This is a genomic window from Ihubacter sp. rT4E-8 (assembly GCF_049852125.1).
Lineage (GTDB): Bacteria > Bacillota > Clostridia > Peptostreptococcales > Anaerovoracaceae > Senimuribacter.
In genome coordinates, this window is sequence record NZ_CP187532.1 from 2,013,584 (window position 1) to 2,032,450 (window position 18,867).

Below are 18,867 nucleotides of genomic sequence, written 5' to 3' on the forward strand. Positions count from 1 at the left end.
AGATAAAAACAGCCAGACGGGTCACTATATGAAATTGTCTGGCTGTTTTATGAAATTATCTTCTGGTGTTTCTCTGTCGTAATTCTATATTTTAAACTCGGTTTCAACCTCATTATACTCTGCGTTTTTCAATTATATGCCTGCTCTTTGATTACCATAGCAAAATTACCCTTTGGCGCGTCGCTGTCTTTCACGAAGACACACTCGCCTTCGCTTGGATACACCATGCCCAGTTTCTTAGTGGCAACCTTTTCAATATGTTCTATGTTATTAGCGCTTTTTATTTTAATATGCAGCGTATCAATTTCACCCTTTGTGGCTTCATTTTCACTGATAAGCTTATTATTTTCTACTCTAAGCTCCGCTGAATAAGCAGTTACTACGACCATGATAATACAGATCAATCCAATGATGACAGCTCCGGTCAATACTCTTTTCTTATCCTGTTGTCTCATTTCCTTTGCTCAACCTCTTGTATCATTTATAGTTTTTCGCATACTCGCAGCTTAGCGCTGCGAGAACGTGGGTTTTCGTCTAATTCCTTTTCCCCTGGTAAAATCGGCTTTCGGCTGATTCTTCTGATATCCGGTTTCTTTCCGCAGATGCAAACCGGAAACTCTTTAGGACAGGTGCACGGATTTTCCCGGCGCACCATCGTTTCTTTCACGATGCGGTCCTCTAATGAGTGGAAGGATATGACGCAAAGTCTTCCCTTAGAATTCATTACGTCGCAGAATTCCTCCATCGCTCTCTCAAGCTGACCCAACTCGTCATTTACTTCAATGCGAATGGCCTGAAAGGTTCTTTTCGCGGGATGCGGCCCATCTCTTCTTGCTTTCGCCGGAATTGCCGCTTTGATTATGTCTACTAATTCTCCGGTGCTTTCAATGGGCTTCTCTTTCCTTGCGCCAGTAATGAAGGAAGCTATGCGGGAAGCCCATTTTTCTTCACCGTACTTGGAGATGATCCTCGTCAGTTCTTCTTTGCTGCAGCGGTTAACTACATCATACGCTGTGTAAGTATCGTCTCGATTCATCCTCATGTCCAGGGGGGCATCCTGCATGTAGGAGAATCCTCTCTCCGCGTTATCCAGTTGGAAAGATGAAACGCCTAGATCTAGGAGAGCGCCATCTACGCCGCTCAGACCTAATTCTGTAAGAACTGACTTGATATCTGAATAATTGCTTTGTACAAAATATTTTCTGCATGGGTAGGATGACAACCGCTCCGAAGCCGCTTCCAAAGCATCCTGATCTCTATCGATGCCGATAAAGATTCCCTCCTCGGATAGTCGCTCGCAAACTTGCATGGCATGTCCGCCTCCGCCTAAAGTTCCGTCTACATAGACGCCGTCCGGCTTGATATTCAAATTGTCTATGCATTCCTCCAATAAAACGGAGGTATGTCTGAACTCCACCGCGTTTCCTCCCCGTGCTGTTTCCTGTTAAAATGGTTAGAAGTTATATTTTCTCAGAGCCGCAGCGAAATCCCGGGTGTCCATTTTGCTTTCATTATCCGGTGCATCCCACTTCTCCCTGCTCCATACTTCTATTTTTTTCATAGCGCCCATGGTAACCAAATCCTTGTCGATCCCGGCATATTCTTTCAACTCCGTAGGAATAACGATTCTTCCTTGCTTATCGAAATCCAGATCTGTAGCATTAGAACAGAAGTGACGAATAAACGCTCTGATTTCCGGATCTGACTCCGGCAACTCTGCAATTTTCTCCATCTGCCGTTCCCACTCTGCCATGGAATAGATGTACAGGCAGTCATCCAATCCTTTGGTCAGCACACACTTGCCGCCCAACTGATCTCTATGCTTAGACGGAACGATCATACGGTTCTTGGCATCTATGGAATTGTAGTATGTGCCCATGAACATGACGGCGTCCTCCCTGCGTATATTGATACCTATACATTCTTATTTTTCTCCATTTTACACCACTTTGCTCCACTTTGCAAGATTTATTCCCCACTTGATGGGAAATTACCTTCACTTTTTTGCTTTTTATTGCCCTGTTGGGGATAAAAAAAGAAAGCTGCACTATATATTGTGTTGCTCTCAATTATTACGCCCAAAATTTCATCTGTCTTCACCAAAAAACACGCCGGTGCATATGATAACAGTACCTCAGTGTTGATGAACAGATACCCTTTGCCAACACGGCACATCCGGTATCATCCACGCGCCGCAGCGAACTACTCAATACATAGCCGCGCGCTATTGAATCATGAATGTGAGGTAACAAATCTATGAATATGTGTAATGAATCAATGGTCTACCTGACCAAAGTTTTTTCCGATGTTGCTGTTAAATCCTGTCCGTTAATGAGCCAGTTGATTGCAGGGCCGGATGACTTTAACCAGCATCTGAGTTTTCTGGATGATAGAGAGAGAGATTGTGGATGTAACTGCGGCTGTAATTGCGGCTGTAATTGTGGATGCAACTGCCCGTCTACCTTTGAAATCACTGACGATACCAATTTTGCTATCGAAAGTACAGAAGTCTTTGTAACAGACTTTGACCTGTCCCATCCAAACACCCTGCAGCCGCATAACGTAACGGTAAACGGACTGCCTGTAGATAATATCGATTTCTTTAACGAAAGATATATGGCAGCCACCAACGATCTGATGACTAAAATCGGCGATTGTGACTGTATGGAAAACGGTCTTTCCACAAAGGGTTATCTGCTGATCACCGGCGCCAACTGCTGGAACGCACGGCTGACCATCGTTCTGAGAGGCAGCGCTTTTGGCTGCGGCGGCTGCAAACGCTTCAAGCTGGTCCTGACCACAAAGAATTGTGTCACCATTGACATCCCGGGCTGCAGCACTTTCGCTTCCGATATCTGCCTTCCTTGCACTACCGGCGGTATCGCACCAATTATCAACTTTTCTTTCAACGCGAGCGCCAAATTGCTCAATCCGGTTCTCACACCGGTTTCCGGCCCTTCCCAGTGTGCAGTACAGCTTTGCGGCTGCCTGATTACAGAACCGGAAGTTGAAATCCAGGTAACCAGACAGACGCTTTTCAGAACCACTGCTGAAAGTGTAAACATACCATGTGATGATCTGGCTAGATGCCGTCAGACTTCCAATCAGTGTGATGACGATGATGACGACGATTCCGGAGCATTCCGTCTTCACGGCAGATGCTGCGAAGATCCTTGCCAGGAAGAAGATGATGAAGATGACGACTGCCCATGCGCCCAGGACACTGACTGTCAGTGCGACTGCGGATGCGGCGAATCCCGCAGATCCAGAAACCGCTCCATTACCTGTCAGTGGAACGGTGGATGCGGATGCAACTTCTAAGCCAAAAAATACAACAGGGGCGGCCTATAGGCTGCCCCGTTTTCATTATCTATCTTCTGAAAATCATATCCTTCCGTCTCATTCCACGCTTTCCATACCTAATTCGGCGTATCAGCTTCACCGCCAACACAATTAGCAGAGCTGCTAAAGCAAGCACCAGTACGATCGCCGCCGCAATCATCCAGAAAAAACGATTGGGATGCTTTAAAAATGCAATAGGACTTCGACTGTCCTCCAAATTCTTTCGCCCTTCCACGGCTTCATAGCGATCAGGCACCTTATTACCTTTGAAACTGTCCAGATAAGCTGCCAGCGCATACCACTCCTTCAACTCGCTGCCATCCTCGTTATAGATAATATGCGCTTCGTAGTCTTCAATTTCATTGCCGTTTTTGTCTTTCGGTACTACAGACAAAATCCCGTAAGACATGGAGTTAACAGTTCCTAACATCTGAGCAGAATACAAATCCGCCACTACGCGATACAATCTGTCGTCCTCCAACGTTTCCTCCTTGCCATCCTCGCCGATCAATTTTATGTCATATGCACGATTGAGAATCAAGCGATGAGGATTATACGTGTAAGCCAACCCACTGCAATATAGTCTGGCAGGCTGCATCAATTCTGACACGGAAATATCTATTTCCGCAGCCAATTTCAACTCCTTACCGGTTAAATACACACTGACCAGCGGATATCCCGCTATGCCGTCCTTTCCCGTACCCAGAGACAGCGCGTTGAAAGCGTCCGCCACGGTGATATTCCCCTTGCCAAAAGACCCCCGTATAACGCCTGATGGCGCTACAGATACGTCGACGGTCTCATAATCGTCTCCTTCCGCCTTTTTTACACCGTAAATATAAGCGTCAGAAATGAGATTTCCCAGAGTATCTTCACCCTGTTTTAAGCCAAAGTCATCAATATCCGTAAACGTGACGTCATTTCTCGTCAGTACCTGATCCCATGTGAAACCAAATCGGCTGAAATACTCCCGATCCACCAGGGATTTAAAGCGTTGTACCTGACGCTTTACTGCTTCATCATCTTTCACGTTCTTATCCAATCCCTGCAGTTTATACTGATCTACGACATACTGTCCGTTCTCGTAGACAAAAGTTATGATTCCTACATTTTCATTGTACTGCCCTGCTGAGACGATAACGGTATCTCCCACTTGCAGAGGCTTGTCGAGACGAGTATGACTATGACCGCTGACAATCAGATCAATTCCCTCAACCTGCGCCGCCAAAATCTCGTCTTCCGATTTATCAGGATCACCGGCATTAGTACCGCTGTGAGAAACACAAACGATCATATCCACTTTTTCATGAGCATGGATTTCCTCTACCGTAGCTCTGGCTGACTGTACCGGATCCAGAAAATATGTACCGCTTTCAGGAGCATAACTGGCTGACTCTTTGCCAAAGATACCAAATACTGCAATCTTCGCTCCGCCCCGTTCCAAAACTGTATAATTTTTCGCGCCATACTCTGAAAGCGCTTTCTGCAGATTTCTTCCATCCTGCTTCAAAGCTGAATCCGCTAGCGTAGTCTCCCAGTCAATGTTGGCTATAACCAACTGAGGTAATCTGTCCTTTGATTGCGACGCCCGATTCAGCATAGCGGTCAGACCCTTTGACCGGTAATCAAATTCATGGTTTCCCAAGGTTGTTACATCAAAGCCCGTCAAACCCATGAGCCGCAGTTCACTGGCTTCCGTTTTATATATGGCCTGATACGGCGTTCCCATGGAAAAATCGCCGCTATCCAGCAAAAAGGATGCTTTATTTTTCTTTTTTTGTTCCCTGATCACCGTTTTAATCTTCGGAAATTTGTCCACATGAGAATGCATGTCATGTGTAAAGACAATAGATATGGGTTCTTTTATCCTATTGACTCCGTTATCTGCTAAAACCACCGATGGAATCAGCAAAGCCAGAACTAAAATAAAGGTCAATAGTTTTGCTGTAATCTTTTTCAATAGCATCTCCTCGTTTCAGTTGAAGAATTTTTTAAGCGGGCACATTCGCCCTTGTTATAACTATTTTATCATAATTTGTCAAACTGTGCTACTAGCAGTTCTTTTTTCGTTCTGGGAAGCCTTTTAATTGCCGCTTCCCGCCGCATAGCTTCTGTTTTAGTGGCAAATTCCTCGAAATAAACCAGTTGAACCGGACGTCTGGGACTGGTATATTTCGCGCCTTTCCCTGCATTATGCGCTTTCATTCTCTTTTCTAAATCATTGGTCCATCCGGTGTACAGGCTTCCATCCGCGCATCTGACGATATATGTATAATTCAATGTTAAAAACTCCCTGTATAAATCACATTTTCTCCAAGAACAATAAAAACAGAGTTTTTTAGGAGGACTATTATGACTGATACTATTGCAATTTTGGCCTTGTTGCTCATTCCATTACTTACCAGCGTTATCAAAACTGATCAAAGAGGCTTGCTTACAGGGTTCTTCATTTCTCTGTACTATCTTTCACAGGCGCAGCCTGCTTTGACCTTGATTCCGCTCATGGCGTCGGCTGCAGTCTTTTACATTCACCGGCCGGCCGCTGAAAGTCTGTCAACATGCGTTTTCATAAAGAATCCCGCCATGTCGTTTTTTATCGTATTCTTTATCACTATGCTGACCTTCTGTGCCTTCAGCAGCGTCATATTTCAATATGGCTATTATCTGCATCCCACTGCAGCTGTCCTTGAGCGGTCTAAACAATTGAGCAGTCTGGCTGTTCTGGCTGCGCCTCTCCTTTTCGGACGTCTGATCGATAAAAAAGGGCCCTTTTTCGCGGCAATTTTACTTTCTCTCGCCGGAGAACTCTCCGTTTTATTCATTTCTGCGGCAGACCATGCCATAGCCCTCTTTTTCCCCGGTTCATTTCTTCTCTCTGCGACAGTTGCAGGCTTTTTTGTAGTAATGCCGCTTGTCTCCGCAGCCTTTTTCGGCTCTCAGCAATTCTTTCTGAGCTATCCGTTTCTTCTGCCGCCGGCCGTTTTGCTTTACGGGTTCGTTTCCTATCTCTCTAAACGCAGCAGCATAAGTCATGCCCCTGGAGAATTCACGGTTACGCTTCTTCTGTTATCATGTTTGTCGGCTCTGTTTCTGTTTTTAGGCTGGAAACGGCGAATAGTCTTGATAACAAATAAGCGAATCAGCTGATGCAGCGCTTATCTACTTTCGCGTCATAACACTTTCTTCAAGTTCAATTCTTTCTTCCCACTTTTCCCGGGGAACACCCTTCTTATTCAAACGGTCTTTGACATAAAGCCGGAAAATGGCATACAGCACTGAGCACAACGGTATGAACAGAATCATACCGATCACTCCCATCAGATTACCGCCGATCGTGATGGCTACCAATACCCAGATGGAAGGCAGGCCTACAGAATTTCCTACTACATGAGGGTACACCAAATTTCCCTCCAGCTGCTGGAGAACCAAAAACATGATGACAAAGATCAACGCCTTCAGCGGACTAACCATGAGAATCAAAAGCGCTCCGATCACACAGCCGATAAACGCTCCCACCATAGGAATCAACGCGGTAAACGCGATGAGCACCGAAATAAGCATAGCATAAGGCAGCCCCGCAATCGTCATAGCTATAAAGAACATGATGCCTAAAATGCATGCATCCAGACACTGACCAGAAATAAATCTGGAAAATGTTTTGTTAGATAAGCTGCATACATAGAGAATCTTTTCCGCACCGCTTTGTCGAAACAGGGCGTACAAAATCTGTTTACCCTGGCATGCGAGAGTCTCTTTTGCCATCAATAGATAAATAGCAAACACAAATCCGATGAAGAAATTGACAATGGCGCCGATAATATTGGTCACCGCGCCGATACCGCTGTTGACCATGGCAGTCGCGGCATCCTGCAGGAAAACTGATACATTCTGCACAATGCCTTCCCAGTTAACAGCTAATTTCTGAGATAACTCCTGCAACGCTTTCCAGTAGCTCATTTTTCCATAAACCCAATCCTGCGCCGCATTGAAAGCATCTGGTAATTGCGCCGCTATGGTCTGCAAGGTGTCGGCCAACTGTGGAATGATAATATACATAGCCACTACCAGCAAACCTATCACCAAAGTGAGCGTCACAACAAAGGATATGGGTCTGCGAACCTTTCGCAGCTTATCAGTTTTATGGAAAAGCCAATATTCAATTCTGCACATCGGTACATTGATCACGAAGGCAATCGACGCGCCCAAAATAAACGGGAATAAAAGTCCTAATATACTGCTGATACTGTTTGCTACAATTCCAATATTCTTAACCCCCAGATAAAACAGAATACAGGAAAAGGCAATCAATATAATCGTTTTGATATTTTTTTTATTGAAATCCATCTGAATCTTCCCCTTTCAAGCATACGAGTGTTAAAATATTTTACCATATTGCGTACTCTTTTACAAACAGAAACTTAAACAGACGCTGTCGGATATGGATTAGAAATGAAGTGGTATATTTATGGACTAATTATAGCGCTTATAATAAATTTTCTTCAGGTGTATAAGGCAAAGAAGATCAATTAGAATTTCTCGCAGTTTTCTTCTTTAAATTAAGTTTTCTCCATTTAGTTCTATTAAAAAAGTACAGGTTTTCATCCTACCTGTACTTTTTCCTGTACTTATCTCACCAGTGTATACCCGGCGTCCGCGACCACCTTCTCAAACTCATCCATGGAAATCTCATGATCTGCTTCCACTGCGGCAGTTTTCGCTTCCAGATTCACCTCAGCTTTGACGCCATCCATAGCGTTGAGCGCATCCGTCATATGCTTCTGACAGTGCTGACACATCATTCCCTCAATTTTCAACTCGTATTTCATAATCTTTTCCTTCCTTTCTGATTCTCCGGTTTCAGCTGTTAAAGCCTGCCGGTTTTCAACTTCATCTATAACATCTGCGCTGTGACGATCCCGCTTTACCCGAAATCGTTTCAGCCGCAAAGCATTTGTAACAACGCAAACGCTGGACAAGCTCATCGCCGCCGCGCCAAACATAGGCGACAGCTTCAATTCAAACATGGGATACAGTACGCCTGCCGCCAGCGGAATGCCGATCACATTATAGAAAAAGGCCCAGAACAAATTCTCCTTGATATTCCTTATTACAGCCTTTGACAAACGCACCGCCGTCACAGCGTCCTGCAGATCATTTCTCATCAGAACCGCGTCCGCGCTCTCAATCGCTACATCCGTACCTGCGCCGATAGCGATACCTACATCAGCCTTAGCCAGTGCAGGCGCATCGTTAATGCCGTCTCCAATCATCGCGACCCGGTGTCCCTCCTGCTGCAGTTTAGCGATATGGCGTTCCTTATCCTGTGGCAGCACTTCAGCAATAACCTGAGAGATGCCCATCCTCTGCCGCAAAGCTTCTGCCGTTCTCCTGTTATCGCCCGTCAACATTACGACGTCGATTCCCATTTTTTCAAAATCCTCTATCGCTGAACGGCTGCTCGGTTTCTCCACGTCAGCCACAGCAATGATACCGATCACATTGCGGCTGTCAGCAAACAAAAGCGGCGTCTTTCCTTCATCAGCCAAGCGGTCCAAATTCCCCCGCGCGTCAGAGATATCAACACCAGATTCCTCCATCAAAGCCGCGTTTCCGGCACTGTACATCTCATCTCCGATCCGGCCTCGCACACCCTTTCCAAAGACAGCCTCAAACCCTGAGACCGACGCGGGACGGACGCCCTTTGATGACGAGTAGGACATTACCGCCTCCGCCAGAGGATGCTCACTGCCCGCCTCCAGCCCTGCCGCTATTTCTATCAAAGGGATTTCTGTCAGGGCGTAATCAATTACGTCGGTGACCTGCGGTTTGCCTTGGGTGATCGTGCCTGTCTTATCCATTACAACAGTATCTACAGTGCAGGCTGTTTCCAGCGCTTCCCCAGACTTAATCAGAATACCGTTTTCAGCGCCTTTACCAGTTCCCACCATAATCGCTACTGGGGTCGCAAGGCCCAGGGCGCATGGACAGGATATAACCAATACCGCTATACCGATGGACAACGCGAACTCAAAATCCGCTCCGGCAATGGACCAAATTACTGCGGCTGCGATGGCAATGCAGATTACCGTTGGGACGAAAACACCAGCAATTTTATCTGCCATACGTGCAATCGGCGCTTTGCTGGCACTGGCCTCATCGACCAAACGGATAATCTGACTGATCGTGGTATCGCCGCCAACCCTGTCACAGCGAACTTTGATGAATCCGGTTTTGTTCAGGGTTGCAGATACGACCCGGTCGCCAGGCTGCTTTTCCACAGGAATACTCTCGCCGGTAATCGCCGATTCATCGATGCTGGTAGTGCCGCTTATTACCTCGCCGTCTGCCGCTATACTTTCTCCAGGGCGGATGACCAGAATATCACCTACATTCAACGCGCCCGCCGGTATCTCCGTCTCAATACCATCCCGTTCCACTACGGCTGTTTTCGGCGCTAAATCCATCAGTTTTTCTATCGCCTGACTGGTCTTTCCCTTAGAACGGCTTTCCAGATATTTACCTACTGTAATCAATGTCAGAATCGTACCGGCCGATTCAAAATAAATGTCTCCGGCATAGTGGTGAACCAGTTCCATATCTCCGCTCTCAAATCCTGCGGCCATACGAAATACGGCAAACACGCCGTACAGAATCGCGGCGGCCGCGCCTATGGCTACCAGACTGTCCATATTAGGACTGCCTCTGAACAGAGACGGAAATCCTTTGATGAAGAACTTCCGGTTCAGAAAAACAATGGGAATCAAAAATACGATTTGAAGCAGCACCATAGTCAAAGGGCGTTCCATCATCAGCTGATGACCGCCCGGCGCCATATGGCTCATGGATACGATCATTAAGGGAATTAACAACCCTACAGACCAGAACAGCCTCCTTTTCATCTGCTTTTCTTCATGCAAAGCGGCCTGTGAAACGCCTCCTCTTTGCGCGGCGTTTTGGCCATTTTCTCCCGACCTGTCAGCCGCGCCGGATACGTGCTGACCTGCATCACCGTTGGATGCAGCGCCGCCAGTAGAATTTCCACTGTCTACATAAGCGCCGTAACCGGCCCTCTCCACTGCCGCAATGATGGTTTGATCATCCAGCTGATCTTCTTTATACGTGACCTGCATAGTGCCTGTAAGCAGGTTAACCATAACGTCATCCGTTCCATCCAATTTCGACACTACCTTTTCAACTCTGGAGGAACAAGCGGAACAAGTCATTCCTGTTACTCTGAACTTCTCTTTCATAAAATTACCTCATCAGTTTATGCAAAGTGTCGCAGAGCTCATCTACCATCTGATCATTTCCTTTTTTCACGTCCTCTACTACACAGGATTTAATATGCTCAGAAAGCAGAACTTTATTAAAGGAATTGATCGCGGCGCTGACTGCCGCCACCTGATTGATAATGTCAATGCAATACCGATCATCTTCCACCATTTTTTTAATGCCTCGTACCTGGCCTTCTATACGATTTAAACGGGAAATCAAATTTCTTATTTCGGTCGTTTCTCTCTTTTTTGTTTTTTCCGCGCACTCCGGGCACGTTTTTGTTTCATTTATATTCTTTGCGCCATTCATGGACATATCCTCCTCTTTCTCTCGATATATAGTATACCCCGGAACAGTATATACGTCAAGCAAAAAATCCATTACAACATGTCAAACAGAGAAAGGATAACTGTACATGCCTCATTTCTCTCAAAAAACACATATATAGTGCGGATTTTAGTTCTGCACTTCGGCAGTCCGCACTATATCGGTCTTAAAATGCCCTGACAGGGCGTTTTTTAAACTTTTTCTTTTTCCACTTCATATTTCGGAATATAACGAAAATTTATAGAAAAAAATATATAATCATGCGCAAATTAACTTGTGCATCTGGAAAAATACGCACCATTCTATTCCAAAATCAAACCTCATAGGACACGTGTTGTCTTCATACGTCCCTAAAAAACTTTTCTTTCCCATTCCCTTATTATTTACCATATTTTTCAAAGTATTCCGCTCGCAGCATGGACATCAGATGTACATCGTAGAGAATACCGTTCTTTCTGCAGTTGCTTCGAAGCACCCCTTCGTACTGAAAACCCAAATTTAAGTACAGGTATGCGGCCGGATTTCCCGTATAGTGATCCAGATAAACTCGTTCCATCTGCAACTCCTCAAAGCACAGCCTCAATACCGCCTCCATGGACTGTCTGCCGTAACCTTTTCCCCGCAATGAAGGATCTGCGATATAAATTCGCCAAATTTCACACTTCCATCCTTCGATGATATCGCCTAAAATAATCCGTCCAATAGGCGTACCAGTATCTCTCAGGCAGATAGTATACTGCCGCGCGGCCGGATCCTCATCAAAATGCATATATGCTCTGGTCAAATCCTCCATACTCTGTCCGTCTGCAATACTGAAAAATTCCGTCACCTCTGGCTGACGCTCCCACGAATCAAAATACAGCAAATCCTCAAAAATACTGTCGCGAATCATTAAATCCTTTGTTTCAATTGGTTTCATAATGCTTCCTCTTTACAAGCTTCTCATGCCGATCTGTGCCTCTACGTTCACCTCACCGTTTACCAAAGAGTAGAAGCACCAGGTTTCTTCGGCAGCAATATCCTGCTCCAACGGTTCATCCATCTTTGCATAGTACACTTCTACCTCAGCGCCCAGCGGCGCTTCCTTCATAAAGCGCAGATTCACAGAAGTCACCTGTTTCTCTATTACGTCAGGAATGAAGTTCCATAGCATATCCGGATAATTCGTATTATTCATATGACGGTTCATATCAACATCACTATAAAAGACTTCCTTTACCCCTGCCTTTGTAAAGCTCAAATCCTTTGCCAGCCGAAATCTGGTAGGCAGCTCCAATGTCAAAGGCTCCTCCGTCTCATAGTTGGAAATGTCCACTTCATTGGCTTTACATAGCTTTCCGGTTTCATGATTGGTCACCGCCCACACCGTGTAAGCCCTTGCCGCCGTCTTTCCGTCCCGAAGAATTTCAAAGCATCGAATAAAGGTAGCGCCCTTTTCAGGACAGCGCCAGGTGTCCACCTGAATCTGATCATACTGATGCAGCTGTTCATAGACCTCAATCGTTACTCGAGTCAGTATGAAGGACTTTCCTGAAAAAAACAGTTCGTAATATGACGGCTTCCTGTCGCGCATCTGATGATTAGCCGTCTCCTGCATATATCGTAGAATGAGCGATGGCTTCATATTGTTATTTACGTCCACATCGTGGCTGGTAACCGCATAGCATTCTGAATATCTCATTCATATCCCCTCTTTCTTGTCCGTATGGAGGATATTATATCACAAAAATATTTCGTGCGCCATGCTAGCCAACAATTTTATAATATTCTCTGGCCGTCACCATATATACCAGCGCATAGATGACTGCAAACACCAGGAATGTAATGACCGTACACAGGGCGAACAGCGGCACATTAGCCATAGAAAAGATCAGCAGCAGACGAGTAATCATCTTGAAAGCGGCCAGCACATGAATACCTGCCATGACAAGCGGTACAAAGAATACCAGAAGCACCTGCCGGCGAATCGTTCGCTTTACTTCCGTTTTACTCATACCCACCTTTTGCATGATTTCAAATTTACCCCTGTCGTAGTATCCTTCAGAAATCTGTTTATAGTAGATAATCAACGCCGCCGCAAAGGTAAATATAATTCCCAGGAACAGGCCTAAAAACAGAAAACCTCCTACAAGACCGCCGTATTCCTCCTCAACTTCCGACCTTGTTTCATAACGAATCATAGTATTACTTCCCAGCATCTCCGCATCGATCAGCTTCCCCTGCAGAGCCTCATTGACCTCACCCTGTTCTTCCGCGTTTTCCAAATAAATATCAAACTGATAATTTACACCGCTGGCATTGGATCCATATGCCTTTTCCTGCTGTTCGTACATCGCTTTTAGTATACTTTCATCCGCGACTACGACGTAGTACAAATCTACCATCAATGCTTCGGAATTGCTGATTGATTTTTGCTTATCCAGACGCTTTTTTACATCAAAGTCCATCTGTCCTACAGTAAAATGATCCGCCAGCTCTCCGCCTCTCGTATAGGCCGCGACCTGCTTTTCCGTAAGATCAAGTTTCTCACCCTTGAGCCTTTCATAGGAATCCTCTGTCATCACCAGAAAGACGCCGGTATCGGACATATTAGCTGAAAAAGATTCCGGAAGTACAAAGTCATCTCCGTCTTTTTTTACCGTAAACATCAGATACTCATACGCGTCTAACCTTTTCACATCCGCCGTATCCTCAATAATATCAGAAACTTGTTTCATGTTTACTGTCTGCCCGTCCCAAGCTGTAGCCGTGAGACCTATATCTCCTGCAACACGATCATTGATAACGTCTCCTATTCCCATATACAGACTTACCGTACCAGAGATCATAACCAAAACCATCGTCGATAAAATGCAGATGTTGGCTAAACCTACCGCGTTTTGCTTCATCCTGTAAATCAATCCGGAAACAGCGGTAAAGTTTGCTGGCTTATAGTAAAATTTCTTATTTTTCTTAAGCGCCTTCAACACAGCTATACTGCCAGCAGTAAACAGACAGTACGTTCCTATAATAACTAAAACTACAGCTATGAAGAACAAAATCAAAGCATCCAGCGGAGATTCCGTAGTAATCGCGATATAGTAACCTACTCCCACACAGATAAAACCGATAACAGCTAAAATCCACCGCGTCTTCGGTTCCTTTTCACCCACGTTTCCTCCGTAAAGCAATTCAACCGGTTTAGCCAGGCGAATGCTGGCTTGATTTACAAGCAGCGTAACCAAAAAGATACATCCAAACAGCACTGCAGTGACCGCCATGGCAGCCGGAGAAAGTGAAATGCCAAAGGGCGGCGGGGCTTTAAATACCCAACTTACCAACAGATGGATCAGTTTACTGAACAAAATACCGCAGAGTAATCCGCTGACAATCGCAGTCACTGATATCATCAAATTTTCAATGGCAAGAATTCTGCCAATATGACGTTTTTCCATACCCAGAATATTGTACAGACCGATCTCCTTCTTCCTTCGTTTCATCAGAAAACTGCTGATATAAAAGAGAAAGATTACAGAAAAGATTCCCATTACGATTACGCCCAGCTGCATAATCATCGCCATAGACGCGCTCATTATCTCCACATCCTTATTGAACGCGAGAAAATTGATAATATAGAACATAGCGATAATGCCCACTGACGCCAGGAAATAAGGCAAATAAAACTTACGGTTATTTTTTATATTGGACAGCGCCAATTTGATTGAAAAATTCTTACCCACGTCTTCCACCACCTGCCTGCAGCACGGTCAGCGTGTCTGATATTTTAACGAACATCTCGTCGTTTGTCATGTTTGCCTTATAAATTTGATGGAATACTTCCCCATCCTTGATAAACATGACTCTTTTCGCATGACTGGCAGCTTTGATACTGTGCGTTACCATGAGAATCGTCTGTCCCTGAAGGTTAATTTCACTAAACAGCTGTAAAAGGCCGTCAGCAGCGCCGGAATCCAAAGCGCCGGTAGGTTCATCAGCCAAAATCAGCTGCGGCCTTGTAATCAACGCGCGGGCAACTGCCGCCCTTTGCTTCTGACCGCCTGATACCTCGTATGGATATTTACGAAGAATACTCTTTATCCCCAAATGCTCCGCAATCGGCACAAGGCGCGTAGTCATCTCCTTATAGCTTTTTCTCGCTAATACAAGCGGAAGAAAGATATTATCCTGCAGCGAAAAAGTATCCAGCAGATTGAAATCCTGAAAGACAAATCCCAGATTGTCACGACGGAAAGCCGATATTTCTCGTTCGCCGATCGTAACGATGTTCTTACCGTTCAGCAAAACCTCTCCGCTGGTCGGTTTATCCAGAGCCGCCAAAATATTCAGCAAGGTAGTTTTTCCAGAACCCGACTCGCCCATGATCGCAACGTATTCTCCTTCTTCTACAGAAAAAGATACATTGGACAACGCCTGTACCTGATTTCCTCCAAGACGTGTCGTATAAATTTTTTTCAGATTTTTCACTTCTAAAATGGTCATTTCTTAACCCCTTTCTCTCAGTATGGCTCTATGATAACAAAAAAGGGAACGCAAATCCTATACATTCCCTTACAATCTTTTATTCATATCTTACAGTTTTGTAAGCCATAGACAGCTTTACCTTCGTACCTTTGCCTACCTCTGAAGAAATGGTCAGCTCATGACCCAGCTTGCCCACGATCAACCGGCACAGATAAAGGCCAATACCTGTAGACTTCTTGTCATTCCGTCCGTTATAGCCTGTATATCCTTTGTCAAAAACTCGCGGCAGGTCCTCTGCCTGAATTCCTATGCCGGTATCCTCTATCACCAACGTATTTTCCAAAGCAGTATCCGCATAGATAGATATTTTCCCTTCCGGCAGCGTGTATTTCAAACTATTAGAGATAAGCTGCTCAATAACGAAGGCTAGCCACTTTTCATCAGAGATGGCAATCATGCCCGTCTCCCGAAAGTCCAGGGAAACATGCTTTTTTATAAACATAGTAGAATATTTTTTTACAGATTCTTTGATTACCCTGTCTACCGGTACTTCTCCCAACAGAAAATCACTGCTGCCTTCTCCAAGCCACAAATATTGGAGCACCATTTCCACATACTGCTCTATCTTGAACAATTCCATCTGCAGCGCGTCAGCAGACGGCAATTGTCTCTCACTTTGCAGCAGAAGCCGCATTACTGCAATCGGTGTTTTAATCTGGTGCGCCCACAGTGTATAATAGTCCATCATCTCACTGTACTGCCTGTCTCTGGCAGAAATCGCGGCAGAAGTCCTCTGAAAAAGCTTCTCAATCATCTGCTGATATTCACCTTCAATATGACTTGCTGAAGCCGGCAATTCCTCAGGACCATACTCAATTCTGGCCCTGACATCGCGTAGCACAGCTACCCTCTGGCAATATCGACAATAACTGTACACCATAAACACCACCGCGAAAAATATGCACAGTAGACAGGCATAAATCAAAGCGTCTGCCGGCATGTGATATAGATAAGCGATGAAGCAGAAAATACCCAGAAACAGTAGAAATAACAGGACAGATTTAAACTTGCTCTGAATATATTTTACAATCATTCGACTAAATACCCCATTCCCTTTTTGGTCCGAATAAAGTCCTCCAGACCACTGCTGTCCAACTTCTTTCGCAGTCGCGCGACATTAACAGTCAGAGTATTTTCGTCTACAAAGCTGTCTGTCTCCCAAAGACGCATCATCAAATCGTCACGGCTGACTACTCGCCCTTTGTTCTCCAGCAAAGTCTGCAAAATTCGAAATTCATTTTTCGTCAGATCAATCTTTTCCCCCGCGTATGTCAGACTGGCGTCTCCTGTATTGAGAACCGCGCCTCTATGCTGCAGATCGCCGGAAGCCATGCCAAAATCGTAGGTCCTGCGCAATAATGCCTGCACCTTGGCAGTCAACACACTGAGATCAAACGGCTTGGCGATAAAATCGTCTCCGCCCATATTCATAGCCATAACAATATTCATATTATCTGAGGCCGAGGAAATAAAAATGATCGGCACTTTAGACACAGCTCTGATCTGCGTGCACCAATGATATCCATTGAAAAATGGAAGCCCAATGTCCAGCAATACCAAATCAGGCATAAATTCCTCAAACTCCGCCATGATATTCTCAAAATTCACTGCGCATCTCACTTCACATCCCCAAGTCGCTATATGCTTCTCAATAGCCGCGGCAATGACCATATCATCCTCTATAACAAAAATCTTGTGCACTGTTTTTCTCCCGTTTATCTCTCTTTCTATTGGTTATTATGATAAAGGATTCAGCGCCTGATGGCAAGCAAAAATTCTTCAGGGCTGTCGTTCGCAGCCTATTCTGCCTCCAGATGAATCACGGCAACTTCCGGTCTGTTCCAAAAGCGTAACGGTATCGGATAAGACCCCAATCCGCTGGACACAAACAGCTTTGCTCCATTCTTCTCATATAGTCCCTTTTGATAAATTACGTCGCCTTCTCCCTGAATCTCCGGAAACCATTCCGATCCATTATACACACAGCCCGCCACAGGAAGCCGCACTTGTCCGCCATGAGTATCGCCACATAGGGACAAATCCATTCCAAACTCTGCAAAAGGTTGAAAATTCGCGATATGCGCTGCCAAAATATTAAAATACCCTCGGTCTAAATCAAACTCATTGGTCAAATCAAATGTAGGGCTATAATATACATTTGTAATGCCATAAAGCCGAAGCACTGTAGAGCCTACTGTAATATTACGCCATTCATATTCCAATACGTCTACGCCAGCCTCCGTCAAACGTTTCTCATAACGATCGTCATTGTCGTGCTCCCCGTTAACAGAATACACCGGATACATCTTCGCCAGCCTGCCGAGCAGCTCCACTGCAACATCCTGACCATCAGCGTCTCCTGCCGTAAACATGTCTCCCGTAGCTACAATAAAATCCGGATTTGCCTCTTTGATCCTCTCAATCAAATATTTGTTATCTTCTCCAAAGGAATAGCCATGCAGGTCAGATAACTGAACGATCGTGACAGGAGATGAAATCTGGTCGCTTCTAACAGTCACATCTGTCGTCGTCAAAGTAAATGTGCCATAAAACCACACGCCTGCACATAAAAGGCAGAAAAACAGAAAATTCCTGCATCCATGTCGTTTTCTTTCTCTCCTCTTACTCATTTTAGCTTAAGACTACGCAGGTAGTCCTTCCTCTCTTTTTCAATTCTATAACTTTCTAACGCCTTCTGAATAGATTTGTTATGCAGCCATTTATCCAGAATCTTTGCCTCAAACAAAGGTATCGTCGTCTCATACTGTTTGATCAAAGCATAGCTGTAATACCAGGCGATGGCCATATTGATGTAGTATTCCTCTCGATTCAGTCGTGCGAGCTTTTCTAATACTTCAGGTCTGAAAGCGCTGTCTTCCAGAAAATACGTCAGCTGTGTTACAATTGCGTACCGCACAGTATACGTATGAGGGCTTTCCAACCATAATAGGCTTTTCTCATACAGCCGGTTCAAGTCTTTTTTGAATATCTTCGGCGCAAAGGTATCGCAGGAGGCCCAATTGTCGATATAAGGCAAAAAAGCCTCTGTCATAACCAACGCTTCATCAAAATCCTTCGCCATCTCACCAATCAGATATGCATGCAGATTGTCTTCCTCGTAATACGTATGCGGCAAGCTCCGCAGAAATTCAGTTACAGCTTCAGACTCTCCCCGTTTTTCTTCTCTCGCAAGCTCTTTGGCCAATTTGCGAAGCAGTGGCGTGCGCACGCCAATAATCCGCTTTCTATCGTAGCCTGGCATTAGTTTACTATGAAAATCCCCATAAGAAATATCCTGTAGGGCAAATAATCTATCTATTATCCTGTCCAAACTGATCTCCTCCCATGTAAATATTGCGTGTAGACATTATACCATAAGCACTAAGCTCTGTCTGCGCTTTT

18 protein-coding genes are annotated in these 18,867 nt (G+C 45.0%); 2 read left to right on the forward strand and 16 right to left on the reverse strand.

The features are described from left to right. Nucleotides 1-128: 128 nt before the first annotated feature. The 3 genes from ACPW7J_RS10095 to mraZ are packed head-to-tail and all read right to left on the reverse strand — an operon-like array spanning nt 129 to nt 1,885. Nucleotides 129-455 (reverse strand): cell division protein FtsL, encoded by a 327-nt coding sequence (locus ACPW7J_RS10095; protein ID WP_161874875.1) that lies wholly within the window; start codon nt 453-455, stop codon nt 129-131. A 26-nt stretch (nt 456-481) separates the two neighbouring features. Further along, nucleotides 482-1,417 carry a 16S rRNA (cytosine(1402)-N(4))-methyltransferase RsmH gene (rsmH, locus tag ACPW7J_RS10100; RefSeq protein WP_161874874.1) on the reverse strand — a complete coding sequence of 312 codons (936 nt, stop codon included), beginning with the start codon at nt 1,415-1,417 and terminating at the stop codon, nt 482-484. A gap of 36 nt (nt 1,418-1,453) precedes the next feature. Beyond that, the gene (mraZ, locus tag ACPW7J_RS10105) at nt 1,454-1,885 is read right to left on the reverse strand and encodes a division/cell wall cluster transcriptional repressor MraZ (protein ID WP_161874873.1); all 432 of its coding nucleotides are present in this window, start codon (nt 1,883-1,885) and stop codon (nt 1,454-1,456) included. 371 nt (nt 1,886-2,256) lie between these two features. Between mraZ and ACPW7J_RS10110 the strand changes: the two genes are divergently transcribed. Next, on the forward strand, nt 2,257-3,321 hold the full coding sequence (locus ACPW7J_RS10110) for a hypothetical protein (RefSeq protein ID WP_161874872.1): 1,065 nt from the start codon (nt 2,257-2,259) through the stop codon (nt 3,319-3,321). A gap of 49 nt (nt 3,322-3,370) precedes the next feature. Here ACPW7J_RS10110 and ACPW7J_RS10115 read toward each other — a convergent pair whose 3' ends face one another. Together ACPW7J_RS10115 and ACPW7J_RS10120 are read right to left on the reverse strand one after the other, a co-directional pair. Beyond that, nucleotides 3,371-5,302 carry a bifunctional metallophosphatase/5'-nucleotidase gene (locus ACPW7J_RS10115; protein ID WP_425755169.1) on the reverse strand — a complete coding sequence of 644 codons (1,932 nt, stop codon included), beginning with the start codon at nt 5,300-5,302 and terminating at the stop codon, nt 3,371-3,373. 68 nt (nt 5,303-5,370) lie between these two features. Next, on the reverse strand, nt 5,371-5,622 hold the full coding sequence (locus ACPW7J_RS10120; protein WP_161874870.1) for a GIY-YIG nuclease family protein: 252 nt from the start codon (nt 5,620-5,622) through the stop codon (nt 5,371-5,373). 72 nt (nt 5,623-5,694) lie between these two features. On the opposite strand from ACPW7J_RS10120, the gene ACPW7J_RS10125 reads away from it, so the two are divergent. Continuing rightward, complete coding sequence (locus tag ACPW7J_RS10125; protein ID WP_425755170.1) at nt 5,695-6,489, forward strand: hypothetical protein; 795 nt, start codon at nt 5,695-5,697, stop codon at nt 6,487-6,489. A gap of 12 nt (nt 6,490-6,501) precedes the next feature. On the opposite strand, the gene ACPW7J_RS10130 is transcribed toward ACPW7J_RS10125, so the two are convergent. The 11 genes from ACPW7J_RS10130 to ACPW7J_RS10180 all read right to left on the reverse strand — a co-directional run bounded on the left by ACPW7J_RS10130 (nt 6,502) and on the right by ACPW7J_RS10180 (nt 18,796). Next, nucleotides 6,502-7,686 (reverse strand): AI-2E family transporter, encoded by a 1,185-nt coding sequence (locus ACPW7J_RS10130; protein WP_161874868.1) that lies wholly within the window; start codon nt 7,684-7,686, stop codon nt 6,502-6,504. Between the two features lie 281 nt (nt 7,687-7,967). Next, nucleotides 7,968-10,592, reverse strand: coding sequence for a heavy metal translocating P-type ATPase (locus ACPW7J_RS10135; protein ID WP_425755171.1), 2,625 nt, complete (start codon nt 10,590-10,592; stop codon nt 7,968-7,970). A 4-nt stretch (nt 10,593-10,596) separates the two neighbouring features. After that, the gene (locus ACPW7J_RS10140) at nt 10,597-10,926 is read right to left on the reverse strand and encodes a metal-sensing transcriptional repressor (protein ID WP_424959669.1); all 330 of its coding nucleotides are present in this window, start codon (nt 10,924-10,926) and stop codon (nt 10,597-10,599) included. Between the two features lie 397 nt (nt 10,927-11,323). Continuing rightward, on the reverse strand, nt 11,324-11,863 hold the full coding sequence (locus ACPW7J_RS10145; protein ID WP_425755172.1) for a GNAT family N-acetyltransferase: 540 nt from the start codon (nt 11,861-11,863) through the stop codon (nt 11,324-11,326). 12 nt (nt 11,864-11,875) lie between these two features. Further along, the gene (locus ACPW7J_RS10150; RefSeq protein ID WP_425755173.1) at nt 11,876-12,625 is read right to left on the reverse strand and encodes an acyl-[acyl-carrier-protein] thioesterase; all 750 of its coding nucleotides are present in this window, start codon (nt 12,623-12,625) and stop codon (nt 11,876-11,878) included. Between the two features lie 64 nt (nt 12,626-12,689). After that, complete coding sequence (locus ACPW7J_RS10155; protein WP_425755174.1) at nt 12,690-14,663, reverse strand: ABC transporter permease; 1,974 nt, start codon at nt 14,661-14,663, stop codon at nt 12,690-12,692. Further along, a complete protein-coding gene (locus tag ACPW7J_RS10160; RefSeq protein ID WP_161874863.1) occupies nt 14,656-15,423 on the reverse strand; it encodes an ABC transporter ATP-binding protein in 768 nt (255 codons plus the stop codon). The genes ACPW7J_RS10155 and ACPW7J_RS10160 overlap by 8 nt, the downstream gene beginning before the upstream one ends. 79 nt (nt 15,424-15,502) lie before the next feature. Then, nucleotides 15,503-16,498, reverse strand: coding sequence for a sensor histidine kinase (locus ACPW7J_RS10165; protein ID WP_425755175.1), 996 nt, complete (start codon nt 16,496-16,498; stop codon nt 15,503-15,505). Further along, nucleotides 16,495-17,166 carry a response regulator transcription factor gene (locus tag ACPW7J_RS10170; RefSeq protein ID WP_425755176.1) on the reverse strand — a complete coding sequence of 224 codons (672 nt, stop codon included), beginning with the start codon at nt 17,164-17,166 and terminating at the stop codon, nt 16,495-16,497. The genes ACPW7J_RS10165 and ACPW7J_RS10170 overlap by 4 nt, the downstream gene beginning before the upstream one ends. A 98-nt stretch (nt 17,167-17,264) precedes the next feature. Then, nucleotides 17,265-18,095: a metallophosphoesterase gene (locus ACPW7J_RS10175; RefSeq protein WP_425755177.1), complete on the reverse strand. Its 831-nt coding sequence runs from the start codon at nt 18,093-18,095 to the stop codon at nt 17,265-17,267. Next, nucleotides 18,092-18,796 (reverse strand): DNA alkylation repair protein, encoded by a 705-nt coding sequence (locus ACPW7J_RS10180; protein WP_161874859.1) that lies wholly within the window; start codon nt 18,794-18,796, stop codon nt 18,092-18,094. The genes ACPW7J_RS10175 and ACPW7J_RS10180 overlap by 4 nt, the downstream gene beginning before the upstream one ends. Between the last annotated feature and the right edge of the window lie 71 nt (nt 18,797-18,867).